This window comes from Lutibacter sp., assembly GCF_041555395.1.
Taxonomy (GTDB): Bacteria; Bacteroidota; Bacteroidia; order Flavobacteriales; family Flavobacteriaceae; genus Lutibacter.
Genome location: NZ_JBFFKM010000063.1, coordinates 1 through 11,708, shown reverse-complemented (window position 1 = coordinate 11,708; position 11,708 = coordinate 1). Strand labels below are relative to the sequence as shown.

Here is an 11,708-nt window from a genome sequence, read left to right as displayed (position 1 = left end):
GACTATACTTTTAGCGAGAACAACATCTTGTCTTCTTCTAAAAACGCTATTTTTCTCCATAAAAATTTAAACGGAAAAGTATATGGGGTTATTTCTAACAGTAAAATGGTATTATAAAAGGATAAAGTGAAAAGGCAATAGACAATAGGCAATAGTTAAATATTAAAAGTTAGAAGTTAAACGAATCAAAGAAAAAGACTAGAGACTAGAGGCTAAAAAGTTAGCGGAAATATCCAATACTAACATCTAAATACTAACAAAAAAAAGAACTTATGCAAAATCAAACTGTTCAAGAAGGAAAAACAATGGCAATTATCAGTTATTTTACCTGGATCGGAACTTTAATTGCCTTTATTATGAACAATGAAAAGCACAATTCATTTGCCGCTTTTCATATTCGTCAAATGATTGGATTGTCCCTTTTCTCTTTTCTAACAGGGTTTCTCAGTAAATACATTGGGGATATGGGATTTGGAATTATCGGTATTTTTATTTTTATTTTATGGATCATTGGTTTTATGGGTGCTGTTCAGGGCCAGGAGAAAAAAATACCATTATTCGGTGATTTATTTCAAGATTGGTTTAAAGGAATTGGTTAACCAAATTTTTAAGATTACTTTTGAAGTCGCGTTCAATTACGCGACTTTTATATTTAAATTATGGAAAAATTATCACTGCATTATATTGTCAGAGAACCAAAAATAAAAACAGAAAACACCTCCTTGCTCATTTTACTGCATGGTTACGGAAGCAATGAAGAAGATTTGTTTGCATTTGCCTCTGAATTGCCCGATGAACTGCTGATTGTCAGCGCAAGAGCGCCCCAAACTTTAGGATTTGGCAGTTATGCCTGGTACACCATCCATTTTAACGGTCCAAAAGACAGATTTTCAGACATCCCTGAAGCCCTGGAAGCCCAAAAAATCATTGTAAAATTTATTGATGAGGTGCAACTGAAATATGCCATTTCACCGGAAAAAACTTTTCTATTAGGATTTAGCCAAGGCACCATTTTAAGTTATGCCATCGCCTTAAATTATCCTGAAAAAGTGCAAAAAGCAATTGCCTTAAGCGGTTATGTCAATCACGATTTATTGCCTGTTGACGTTAACGCAAAAGACTATTCAAAATTGGATTTCTACATTTCCCATGGCACTGTGGATCAAGTTATTCCTGTTACTGCTGCACATAAAACAAAGGCCTTTTTAGACCAATTAACCATTAAATATTGTTTTGAAGAATTTCCTGTCGGCCACGGTGTTTCGCCAAAGAATTTTTACGAATTCAGTAAATGGATAGAAGCGCGAATGTAGTTGTTGTTAAAGGAGAAAGGTCGATTTTATTTATTTTTAATGGTCAATTTTCATAATTTTTTTAATAAATTGTGAAGCATAAAAATTTAGCATTATGGAAATATTGGGTATTGATGTTGGGGGCACAGGAATAAAAGCCGCAGTAGTTACTGTTGAAACTGGCGCACTTTCTGCTGAAAAAAAAAGAATTCCAACTCCAAGGCCCGCCACACCAGAGGCTGTCGCTAACGTAATTCAAAAAATTGTGAAGCACTTTAACTGGGAAGGTCCGGTTGGCTGCGGATTTCCTACACCTTTAAAACACGGAAAATGCATGTCGGGCGGAAATTTACATGAAGACTGGAAAGGCTTAAACGTCGCTGAACTTTTTAAAAATGAGACAGGAAATGAATTTACCGTTGTAAATGATGCCGATGCTGCCGGAATTGCCGAAATAAACTTTGGGGCCGGAAAAGACAAAAAAGGGGTCGTTATTATGATTACCCTGGGCACAGGAATTGGGTCCGCATTTTTTTTAGACGGAAAATTATTGCCAAATACAGAATTTGGACACTTATATAACAGACATGGAGACAGTTTTGAGCGTTATGCAGCAGATTCTGCCCGTAAAAGAGAAAAATTAAGTCAGAAAAAATGGGGAAAAAGACTTGATAAGTATTTTAACCACTTAAATTTTATCATGTCTCCAGATTTGATTATCATTGGCGGCGGCGCAAGTAAAAGGGTGCATAAATTCATCCATAAAATTGATGTCGATACCCCTATAGTTCCTGCGGAAGCAGAAAACGAGGCCGGTATTATTGGAGCCGCAATGGCTGCTAAATTTGAAATTAAATAAAGTATTTAACTTTTCAAATTATTGAAATCAATTCCAAAGATTTTATTGAATTTATTATAAAAATCACTGCAATTTACACCAAAAAACCAATGACCATATTTTACATTTTAGATATATTGGGCACTATTGCATTTGCCATTTCCGGCGCGCTGGTGGCCATGAATAAAAAAATGGATCCGTTTGGTGTTTTCATCATTGCCTTTGTAACTGCAGTTGGCGGCGGTACTTTGCGAGACGTTTTAATAGGAAAACAACCCGTTATTTGGATGACCGATATTACGTATGTCTTTTTAATCAGTTCGGCTGTTTTTATTGCAATTTTATTTCGAAAAAAATTAAAACACCTGCAAAAATCATTGTTTTTATTTGACACCATTGGTTTGGGCATATTTACCATAACCGGTACAGAAATTGGCATTAATGCTCATTTTCACCCCGTTATATCAATAGCATTGGGAACGATGACCGCCTCTTTTGGTGGCGTTATACGTGATATTTTATGTAATGAAGTTCCCATTCTTTTCAGGAAAGAGATTTATGCCACAGCATGTATTTTTGGTTCAATTGCATTTATTATTTTACATCACTTAAATATTGATCAAACCATTGTATATGTTTCAACAACATTAATTGTTATTGCCATAAGATTGGTTGCCGTAAAATATAAACTGTCTTTACCTACTTTTTATTCTGAAAATTAAATGGATTTCAAGAACTTCAAAATTAACGTTTCAAAACTGTCGGAAATCACGCTTGGCGGATTGGATGCCCAGTTTGAACTTGCGCCAAAATTCAGACAAAAGTATACGCAGGAATTTATTGAGGCACGAAATGCAAGAAAAGCGGCAGTATTGGCGCTATTTTATCCGAACGCCATGGGAGAAACCTGTTTTTTACTCACTTTGCGCGCAAACTATAACGGAACACATGCATCACAAATTAGTTTTCCCGGAGGAAAATTTGACAGTTCCGATTATTCTCTTGAAGGCACCGCCTTGAGGGAAGCTCATGAAGAAGTTGGAATTCAGCCTGATGATGTCTATATTTTTAAACAAATGACTGATGTATTTATCCCTCCCAGCAATTTTATGGTGACCCCTTTTTTAGGATTTCTGAACTATACGCCTACCCTGACAAAAAATGAAGAAGTGGAAGAAAATATAGCCGTTTTGCTCAAAGATTTGTTGAATGAAAATGCTTTTTCAACCACCATTGTCACCACTTCTTACGCTAAAAAGATGTCTGTTCCCTGCTTTAATTTAAGCAATTGCATCGTCTGGGGAGCAACCGCTATGATGTTAAATGAAATCAAAGTGTTATTAAAACAAATTTAATTTATTTTTTATTAAGTTTGTCTTTCATTAAAAAACCAATCAATTACATGCCAATTTTTAAAAGAAATCCTTTTGGTCATATCTTATTTGTAAAAAGATGGCTCGTAAGAATTATTGGAGTTGTTTCTCACGGACGGTATCGACGTTTCAATGAACTACAGATAGAGGGTTCTGAAATCATCAGGGACCTGCCCCCTACCAATGTATTGTTTGTTTCCAACCACCAAACCTATTTTGCCGATGTGGCCGCCATGTATCATGTTTTTAATGCTTCCTTAAAAGGAAGGGTAGATTCTTTAAAAAACATTGGCTATATTTGGAATCCCAAATTAAACATCTATTATGTAGCAGCATCAGAGACCATGAAATCGGGTATGTTGCCAAAAATATTTGCCTATGTCGGTTCTGTTTCTATAGATAGAACCTGGAGAGCTAAAGGCAAAGATGTAAATAGACAAGTGAAAATGTCGGATATCAGCAATATAAAGAAAGCGTTGGACGACGGTTGGGTAATTACCTTTCCTCAGGGAACCACAAAACCCTTCAAGCCAATCAGACGCGGTACCGCACATATCATAAAAACCTGCAAACCCATTGTTATTCCTATTGTTATTGATGGTTTCAGAAGAGCTTATGACAAGAAGGGACTGATGATTAAAAAGCGAAATGTACTGCAATCAATGGTCATCAAGGAACCCCTAGAAATTGACTATGAAAATGACACTATTGATGAAATTGTAAAAAAAATTGAATTTGGAATTGAACAACACCCTTCATTTTTAAAAGTTATTTCTGCTGCGGAGTATAAAAAACAGGAGGAAGAATTGGACAAACAACGTACCTTTTGGGATATGTATTAAAAAAATTGCAGTTTTCAATTTATTGAAAACTGCAATTATAATTTGTAACGAATAAATTCCTAAAATTACCTGTAATTTTAGTTCAACCAGGCATTCAGCATCCACATTGTTTTTTCCTGTTCCGCAATAAAATCGCTCATCATTGCATTGGTACCTTCATCATTGGCTTCGGCAGATTCATTAAGAATTCCTCTTTCCAACAGCAAAAGTTCCGTTAAAGAACCGACCACCAATTGAACACCGTCCACACCTGCTGTAATATTTTTACCAACGGCGACTTTAGACAATTCCGAATATTCTTCAAACGTATGTAATGGCGTTCCGCCTAACGTTAAAATACGCTCTGCAATCATATCTATTTTAATTTGAGAATCGGTATAAAATTCTTCATATTTCACATGCAATTCGAAAAATGTTTTTCCTTTAATATTCCAGTGTAACCCTCTTAAATTTTGATAATATACCTGAAAATTTGCCAATAAAACATTTAAACTTACGGTTAAATTTTTGGCTTTATCTTTGTTTAATCCAATACTTGTTGTGTTCATATTCCTCATTTTTAAATTAAATTAATTTCTCTTTTAACAATACAAATTTCAGAAAAAATAAAGCGAAATAAACATAATCATTATTGATAGTTTTAATATCTTTATCATAAATATTGATAGTAATGACAATCACACAATTAAAATATGTTTTGGCTGTGGCCGAATACAAAAATTTCACGACAGCATCCAAACATTGTTTTGTTACCCAGCCAACGTTGAGCATGCAAATTCAGAAACTTGAAGAAGAGTTTGATACACAAATTTTCAACAGGAATAAAAAACCCATCCAACTTACAGAAGTTGGCAAAAAAATTATTGAACAGGCAAAAATTATTGTTGACGAGAGTAACCGGATCAATGATATTATAGATCAGCAAAAAGGGTTTATTGGAGGAGACTTCAGGTTAGGAATCATTCCTACAGTGATGCCTACATTGCTGCCGCTCTTTTTAAAAACGTTTATTAAAAAATATCCGAAGGTAAATTTAAAAATTGAAGAAATTACCACTGAACAGATTATAAAAAAATTGACTGACGGCCATATTGATGTAGCCATTGCCGCTACGCCGTTGGAAAACGACCAAATTAAGGAACGTGTTTTATATTATGAGCCTTTCGTTGGTTTTGTGCCTGCCGAACATCGACTGTTTAAAAACAAAACACTTGCTGTGGAAGATTTACAGATTGAGGATATTTTGTTGTTGGAAGATAGCCATTGTTTTAAAGAAAACGTCATCAACTTATGCAGTGCCATTGGCTTTAAAAATCAGCATTTTCAAATTCAGAGCGGCAGTTTTGACACCTTAATTAAATTGGCTAAAGAAAATTTGGGAATGACCCTGTTGCCTTATTTGCAGACATTGGACATATCCGATAAAGACACCATGTATTTGAGACCCTTTAATGCTCCGGTTCCGGCCAGGGAAATCAGCCTGATTTACCATAAGTCCCAATTAAAAATACAGTTAATAGAATCCTTAAAGAGTGTTATAGACAGCGTAATCAGAGGCGTTATCGCCTTTAACGACGTGAAAATAATTAGCCCTTTACAACAAAAAAAAGGAGCCTAAAAGCTCCTTTTTTTATTTTCCACTAAGACTAAACACAATTGAAGTTCCGGTTTATTAAAGGTAAACTCCTTTAGCCAATAGTACAATTCCTTTATTTCATAAGGTAGTAATCTGTTTACAGCCTTTTCCAATTCTTTTTTAAATAATTCTTTGTTAAAGCTGACTTTTTCGAGTATGGTTTTGGTGTACTCAAACATTGCTCTTGCCATAGATTAAATAGTTTTTAGTTGGTAACTTAAGAACGTATTACTCAATTATTTGTTGCGTGAATATACACAATAATTTTTATATTAAAAAATATTTATTCTTAATATATTGATGATTAATTTACTAAAGTTTATTTACTTTTTCAATTAAATCAGACGCTTTTTTTTCCAATTCTGTATTGATGGCTTTAAAATAAGCTTTTTTGTCTTCGATTTTTTTAACATTTACTTTCTCAATTAAAACATCAAATGATTCAATTGCCTCATCTATAATTGCTTCTGTTCCTTTAGAACCGGCTTTAGGATTGTACAATTCCCATGTATAACACGCTTCAATAATATCTCCCAGAACGTAATTAATATCCTTTTTTAAATTTTTAATACTTGCCATAAAATTTTTATTGATTTATTTAGTTTGCAAATTTACAAGAAAATGCGTTATTATCACAGCATTAATCAAAATATTCTTTATTTTTTAACATAAATTTTTAATTTTTAATCAATTATGAAAATATTCACAAATATATAGGTATTGTTATACTTCTTAAGGTGTATCAAATTCTCTTTAAAAATATTTTGTTGTCTACTTATTATCAGCCACTATTAAACAGTTCACACCTTAATATTTCCATTTAATTAAATTACAACAATTGGTTTTATCCTATTTCACTTGGTTTTTTAAACTTCCCGAGTTGTTATGTAATAAGTGACTACTCATTAATTTTGCTCTTTTTTCTTGCAAAAATTTATTCGAATGATTTCGTTGTCCGATATGATAAAACCTGCTTTCATGTTCTTTTTGTCGTGAAGAGCTAAAGCTAGAAACTCGCTTAAGGTAACCAATTACCCGTGTTCCATAATCAATATTTGTTGACTCACATTTGCTGCATTTTTGCAATGTTTTTTTATCAATATGGTTACAGTCATTACAAATTGTAACCTTTATGTTAAAACAAAAATAATTACAACCAGCCAAAGCAGCTGCATCAATTAGTTTTAAAAATCCATCTTTGTTTGGTGCTTCTTCAAGATTTAAATGAAGTGCAGAACCGCCATCTAAATATTGAATAATGTCTTCACCGTGAAGCATCATTTTATCCAACGTATTTATGGTTACATCTTCAACAGTATAAAAATAAGAATTGTAACAATCTCTAGGAACAAACAAGCCATCTTCTTTATCCCATTTCGCATTTTTAATACCTAAGTTTTCTGCTGGAACAAATTCAGTATTAAACATGTATCCAAACTCTTTTTTAGCCTCTTTATTTGCTTCAAAAATTACTTTAAGATATTTAGTTACAAAGTTTTTATACGCTTCACTATTTTCAACTTTTATTCCCTGACTTTCAGCTGCCTCAACCATTCCATTAATTCCAATTGTTAAAAATTGCTTATCCAAAGAGATGAATCCAGCTTGATACACGGGCAACATACCTGCTCCCATATATTCTTCAATTAACTTACGATATGCTACTTGGTATTTATGAATTTTCTCAATTTCTGATTTTAAATCGTTTCCTCTCTGAATTAAACGATTCATATTTAAAGTAATTACATTAATAGATCCTGTTGCTACACCCCCGGCACCTAATGAATAACTGAATGTATTGTCACTTATTTCACTTCTTAACCTGCAGCAAGATGCTAAACTATCTGCACTTTTAGACTGATATATAAAAAATGAATTTCCTTCGCTTAATTCTTCAGCACACATATTTGCAAATTCCTTATCTTTTGGTTTACCATCCTTTACCAACATTGCAGCTGTCACCACAGGAAAGGTTAATACTGCTTTTTCTCGTTCTTTATTAAACCATTTCATAAAATATTGCTGAAATATTTTAAGACTTTTCCAGCTTGGCTTAGTCATATCAGGAAAAACAAATTCACCAAACATACTATCAAAGTAAGATTCGTCATATAAAGAAATATTCCAAAAAACCGATTGATAACCGCGGGCTGCAGCCGGCTGATTTATAGCATATACTGCATGTTGTAAATGATTTCCAACAATTTTCCCATTTGTTTGTAAATAATCATCTCCGTAATCCTTTCTTGCAAAATAATCGAAATACAATAAAAACTCAACAGTAGCCAAAGCTCCTGCAAATTGAGAACTCACTGCAAATACAAGGTTTACAAACTCCCCACAAAAACTTTCTAAATGTTGAGGAGCTCTACTTTCACCTCCTAATTTAGTAAGTCCATCAAATAAAAACGGATACATACTAATTGAAACGCAATAGGGTTTTAAAGAGGTTTCATCATGAACGTATATTTCATGCGACTCTAATTGCCTAATATATTCTTCTGACAAATCAGCCCCGAATAAATCATTTATCTTATTTTTAACCAATTGCCTATTCACTTGAATATTAATATCCTTATTGAGTTCCGCTTCCATAGTAGCAATATTCTTTGAGGAAACATTGGCATTAGCATCCATCACAGATCCGTCAGCGGCATTATTTGAGTTGATGTAGTTTTCAATAAAGTTAATTTTTTTTGATATTTGATCTTCGGATAATCGTATCATAGTCTAATTTTTTAAGAATAACTGATTTAATATTTTATTTGTTTTTATTTCAATAAATTTTTGATTTGTGAATTTAGAATCTAACCCTCCTAAATTTTGAATCCAAGGTTCTGTTTTTAACCACGTTAATTCTGATAATAATTTCTTTTCAACCTTAGCTTCCCCAGTATATAAACAGGTTTCAAATCCCATTTTTTTTGCGATTTTTAAATATTTAATCAGCTCCTGTAAAAACCACTCACCTCCCATAAACAACACACAACTTGCAAATCCTTTATATTTATCAAGAATTTCGAGATACTTATTTATAGTTAGTTCCTTTCCATTCTCCTCTTTCCATAGATGTGGAGAATGACAACCCTTACATTGAAGTTTACAGCCCGTTATGGTGAAACAAATACTTATTTCACCCGGAACTTCCTGAAAAACAATTTCTATATCGGTGTAATTCATCTTAACTATGGATTAAATAAATTTACAGCAAGGTTTCAACCCTTACATCGTTAAATATTTTAAATAGTAGAATGTAATTTCTATAAGAAATATATCCTTAAACTTTTTTCCCGAAAGTTTTATTCAATACTTGAAAAAGGCAGGTCTTCTGACTTACTTCTGTTTTACGCCTTCCCATCCATTAATAACGATAGTGGCAAAAGATTGTAAAACAATTTACTGAGTTTACAGCTGCGGGAACAGTTCAAGATCTTCACTTGATTCCCTTTTAATCTTTTTAAATTGACATTTAATAAAGAACCTAATTCTATTCAAATTTATTATGAATTCGCAATTAAAAAATCGCACATCTCTAATTTTTATTAACTACTTATGAACAGGTTATATTTACGAAGAGAAAAACTATATTTCTTTTAATTTACTTCATGAATTTTCTATATGCTTTTCGGCATCAAACTGACTGCTAAATATATATATTAAACCATTCCGTCATTATTTTTGCAATTGACAATCAGTGCACCTAATAAAACATTGAATAATATATCTTTTATTTTCATCATAAATTTTTAAACAAACAACCATTAAAAATATGGAATTATGTAAATTTGCGGCATGAAAACATTTATAGCAAATTTACCCAAGGCTGAGTTGCATTTACACATTGAAGGTTCTTTTGAGCCTGAACTGATGTTTAAAATTGCACAAAGAAACCATATTGACATTCCATACAATTCTGTTGAAGAGATTGAAGACGCATATAAATTCAATTGTTTGCAGGATTTTTTAAATATTTATTATCAGGGTGCCGGTGTTTTGGTTACCGAACAGGATTTTTACGATTTGACCTACAGCTATCTTCAAAAATGTGCCAACCAAAATGTGCGTCATACCGAAATTATGTTCGACCCGCAAACGCATACCGATCGCGGTGTTGCCTTTGAAACGGTCATCAACGGTATTTCAAAAGCCTGTGACGATGCAAAAACGAAATTAGGCGTTTCTTCATTGCTTATTATGAGTTTTTTGCGGCATTTAAGTGAAGTAGAGGCGTTTAAAACCCTTGAACAATCTCTTCCTTTCAAAGATAAAATTAAAGCAGTCGGATTGGATTCTTCGGAAAAAGGGAATCCTCCTTCAAAATTTAAAAATGTATTTGAAGCTTCCGTAAAAGAAGGCTATATTCCTTTGGCACATGCCGGTGAAGAAGGTTCTGCAGCTTATGTTTGGGAAGCCATTGATATTTTGGGCATCAAACGCATTGACCATGGAAACAATGCGCTGCAAGATGAGAACCTGGTGAAGGAAATTATCAAGCGCGATATTGCCTTAACGGTTTGTCCGCTATCAAATACAGCGCTTCGGGTGGTTGATGATTTAACAAACCATCCCTTGAAAAAAATGATGGATCTGGGTTTAAAAGTGACTGTAAATTCTGATGACCCGGCCTATTTTGGCGGACAGGTGAATCAAAATTATATGGAAATCCAGGAAGCTTTAAGTCTGTCTAAATCTGATCTTTACCAACTGGCGAAAAATTCGTTTCAATATTCCTTGTTAAACGATCACAAAAAACAAATTTATTTAAATGAACTGGAAGTCTATTTTAACAACAATAAGTAGTTTTTTACTTCGTTATGAATTCAAATAAATTCAACAAATGAGTAAAATAGCAATCACGGTGATGACCGTATTATTTATAACAACAAACATTTTTAGTCAAGTCACGAAAAAATTCATTGATACAGGTTCTGTAAAAAGTCAGTTTGAATATCTTTCTGATGAATCAAATAGTTATCAGGATTATAAAGTAATAAAAGCTACCTGGCTGCTTAAATTAAAATCGAATGTTATCGATTCCATTTCGGCTTCAAAAAAGATGGTTTCAGACAATTCAAACCTATTGAATTCCCAAAAACAACTCATAGACAGTTTACAAACCAAATTGACGGAATCGGAAACCTTGATTTCAAAAGTAACGGCCGAAAAAGACAGTATTTCGCTATTTGGCATCCAATTTGAAAAACCGGTATTTAAAACGATGTTTTTTATTATTGTTCTTGGTTTGATTGGCGTACTGCTGTTTTTTATCACTAAATTTAAACAAAGCAACATTATTACCGTTCAAAGCAAACTGGCTTTAAAAGAGGCCGAGGAAGAATTTGAAATATATCGGGAAAAAGCCTTGCAACGAGAACAAAAAGCAATGAGAAGGCTACAGGATGAATTGAATAAACAAAAGAAAGAATAGCAATTATTTGTTATCTTTATTCATTATAATTTTTAAAAAAATGAAATAATGAAAAAAAATATGGGTTCCGCCGACAAATTGATTCGCGTCTTAATCGCTGTTGTTATTGCTGTTTTGTATTATTTAGGCCAAATAGAAGGCATGCTTGCCATTGTGCTTATGGCTTTTGCTGTTATTTTCTTATTGACAAGCCTTGTAAGTTTTTGTCCGCTTTATACTATTTTAGGAATCAAAAGCAATAAAAAAGAAGCTGAATAGAAAAATATGAAATTTTGAATTTTGAATGTTAAATGTTGAAT

Annotated in this window: 15 protein-coding genes and 1 riboswitch; of the genes, 10 read left to right on the top strand and 5 right to left on the bottom strand. The window is 33.0% G+C overall.

What is annotated here, in order from left to right; all coding sequences use genetic code 11:
• The first annotated feature begins 272 nt into the window (after nt 1–272).
• The 6 genes from ABY285_RS11050 to ABY285_RS11025 all read left to right on the top strand — a co-directional run bounded on the left by ABY285_RS11050 (nt 273) and on the right by ABY285_RS11025 (nt 4,345).
• Nucleotides 273–599, top strand: coding sequence for a hypothetical protein (locus ABY285_RS11050; RefSeq protein ID WP_372770024.1), 327 nt, complete (start codon nt 273–275; stop codon nt 597–599).
• A 60-nt stretch (nt 600–659) separates the two neighbouring features.
• Nucleotides 660–1,313, top strand: coding sequence for an alpha/beta hydrolase (locus ABY285_RS11045; protein ID WP_372770022.1), 654 nt, complete (start codon nt 660–662; stop codon nt 1,311–1,313).
• A gap of 94 nt (nt 1,314–1,407) precedes the next feature.
• Nucleotides 1,408–2,151, top strand: coding sequence for a polyphosphate--glucose phosphotransferase (gene ppgK, locus ABY285_RS11040; protein WP_372770020.1), 744 nt, complete (start codon nt 1,408–1,410; stop codon nt 2,149–2,151).
• An 89-nt stretch (nt 2,152–2,240) separates the two neighbouring features.
• Complete coding sequence (locus ABY285_RS11035; RefSeq protein ID WP_372770018.1) at nt 2,241–2,852, top strand: trimeric intracellular cation channel family protein; 612 nt, start codon at nt 2,241–2,243, stop codon at nt 2,850–2,852.
• A complete protein-coding gene (locus tag ABY285_RS11030) occupies nt 2,853–3,485 on the top strand; it encodes a CoA pyrophosphatase (RefSeq protein ID WP_372770016.1) in 633 nt (210 codons plus the stop codon).
• A 47-nt stretch (nt 3,486–3,532) separates the two neighbouring features.
• On the top strand, nt 3,533–4,345 hold the full coding sequence (locus ABY285_RS11025; protein ID WP_372770014.1) for a lysophospholipid acyltransferase family protein: 813 nt from the start codon (nt 3,533–3,535) through the stop codon (nt 4,343–4,345).
• A 77-nt stretch (nt 4,346–4,422) separates the two neighbouring features.
• Here ABY285_RS11025 and ABY285_RS11020 read toward each other — a convergent pair whose 3' ends face one another.
• On the bottom strand, nt 4,423–4,893 hold the full coding sequence (locus tag ABY285_RS11020) for a Dps family protein (RefSeq protein WP_372770012.1): 471 nt from the start codon (nt 4,891–4,893) through the stop codon (nt 4,423–4,425).
• A gap of 122 nt (nt 4,894–5,015) precedes the next feature.
• On the opposite strand from ABY285_RS11020, the gene ABY285_RS11015 reads away from it, so the two are divergent.
• Nucleotides 5,016–5,963, top strand: a complete 948-nt coding sequence (locus ABY285_RS11015) for a hydrogen peroxide-inducible genes activator (RefSeq protein WP_372770010.1) — start codon at nt 5,016–5,018, stop codon at nt 5,961–5,963.
• Here the strand turns inward: ABY285_RS11015 and ABY285_RS11010 are convergent.
• The 4 genes from ABY285_RS11010 to nrdG form a co-directional block, all read right to left on the bottom strand.
• Nucleotides 5,960–6,172 carry a hypothetical protein gene (locus ABY285_RS11010; protein WP_372770008.1) on the bottom strand — a complete coding sequence of 71 codons (213 nt, stop codon included), beginning with the start codon at nt 6,170–6,172 and terminating at the stop codon, nt 5,960–5,962. The two genes, ABY285_RS11015 and ABY285_RS11010, sit on opposite strands and share 4 nt — an antisense overlap.
• Before the next feature lie 121 nt (nt 6,173–6,293).
• On the bottom strand, nt 6,294–6,560 hold the full coding sequence (locus tag ABY285_RS11005; protein WP_372770006.1) for a hypothetical protein: 267 nt from the start codon (nt 6,558–6,560) through the stop codon (nt 6,294–6,296).
• A 270-nt stretch (nt 6,561–6,830) separates the two neighbouring features.
• A complete protein-coding gene (gene nrdD, locus ABY285_RS11000; RefSeq protein WP_372770004.1) occupies nt 6,831–8,708 on the bottom strand; it encodes an anaerobic ribonucleoside-triphosphate reductase in 1,878 nt (625 codons plus the stop codon).
• A 3-nt stretch (nt 8,709–8,711) separates the two neighbouring features.
• Nucleotides 8,712–9,161 (bottom strand): anaerobic ribonucleoside-triphosphate reductase activating protein, encoded by a 450-nt coding sequence (gene nrdG, locus ABY285_RS10995; RefSeq protein WP_372770002.1) that lies wholly within the window; start codon nt 9,159–9,161, stop codon nt 8,712–8,714.
• A 120-nt stretch (nt 9,162–9,281) separates the two neighbouring features.
• Nucleotides 9,282–9,481: riboswitch (cobalamin riboswitch) on the bottom strand.
• A 292-nt stretch (nt 9,482–9,773) separates the two neighbouring features.
• Between nrdG and ABY285_RS10990 the strand changes: the two genes are divergently transcribed.
• From ABY285_RS10990 to ABY285_RS10980, 3 genes are read left to right on the top strand one after another with little or no spacing between them, the layout of a single operon-like run.
• Nucleotides 9,774–10,781 (top strand): adenosine deaminase, encoded by a 1,008-nt coding sequence (locus tag ABY285_RS10990; protein WP_372770000.1) that lies wholly within the window; start codon nt 9,774–9,776, stop codon nt 10,779–10,781.
• Nucleotides 10,782–10,818: 37 nt separating this feature from the next.
• The gene (locus ABY285_RS10985; RefSeq protein ID WP_372769998.1) at nt 10,819–11,409 is read left to right on the top strand and encodes a hypothetical protein; all 591 of its coding nucleotides are present in this window, start codon (nt 10,819–10,821) and stop codon (nt 11,407–11,409) included.
• 48 nt (nt 11,410–11,457) lie between these two features.
• Nucleotides 11,458–11,667, top strand: coding sequence for a DUF2892 domain-containing protein (locus tag ABY285_RS10980; RefSeq protein WP_372769996.1), 210 nt, complete (start codon nt 11,458–11,460; stop codon nt 11,665–11,667).
• Nucleotides 11,668–11,708: the final 41 nt, after the last annotated feature.

Coding starts and splice junctions, on each gene's coding strand:
- ABY285_RS11050 (WP_372770024.1), top strand. CDS start 273: ATGCAAAATCAAACTGTTCAAGAAGGAAAAACAATGGCAATTATCAGT.
- nrdD (WP_372770004.1), bottom strand. CDS start 8,708: ATGATACGATTATCCGAAGATCAAATATCAAAAAAAATTAACTTTATT.
- ABY285_RS11035 (WP_372770018.1), top strand. CDS start 2,241: ATGACCATATTTTACATTTTAGATATATTGGGCACTATTGCATTTGCC.
- ABY285_RS10990 (WP_372770000.1), top strand. CDS start 9,774: ATGAAAACATTTATAGCAAATTTACCCAAGGCTGAGTTGCATTTACAC.
- ppgK (WP_372770020.1), top strand. CDS start 1,408: ATGGAAATATTGGGTATTGATGTTGGGGGCACAGGAATAAAAGCCGCA.
- nrdG (WP_372770002.1), bottom strand. CDS start 9,161: ATGAATTACACCGATATAGAAATTGTTTTTCAGGAAGTTCCGGGTGAA.
- ABY285_RS11025 (WP_372770014.1), top strand. CDS start 3,533: ATGCCAATTTTTAAAAGAAATCCTTTTGGTCATATCTTATTTGTAAAA.
- ABY285_RS10980 (WP_372769996.1), top strand. CDS start 11,458: ATGAAAAAAAATATGGGTTCCGCCGACAAATTGATTCGCGTCTTAATC.
- ABY285_RS11030 (WP_372770016.1), top strand. CDS start 2,853: ATGGATTTCAAGAACTTCAAAATTAACGTTTCAAAACTGTCGGAAATC.
- ABY285_RS10985 (WP_372769998.1), top strand. CDS start 10,819: ATGAGTAAAATAGCAATCACGGTGATGACCGTATTATTTATAACAACA.
- ABY285_RS11015 (WP_372770010.1), top strand. CDS start 5,016: ATGACAATCACACAATTAAAATATGTTTTGGCTGTGGCCGAATACAAA.
- ABY285_RS11010 (WP_372770008.1), bottom strand. CDS start 6,172: ATGGCAAGAGCAATGTTTGAGTACACCAAAACCATACTCGAAAAAGTC.
- ABY285_RS11020 (WP_372770012.1), bottom strand. CDS start 4,893: ATGAACACAACAAGTATTGGATTAAACAAAGATAAAGCCAAAAATTTA.
- ABY285_RS11045 (WP_372770022.1), top strand. CDS start 660: ATGGAAAAATTATCACTGCATTATATTGTCAGAGAACCAAAAATAAAA.
- ABY285_RS11005 (WP_372770006.1), bottom strand. CDS start 6,560: ATGGCAAGTATTAAAAATTTAAAAAAGGATATTAATTACGTTCTGGGA.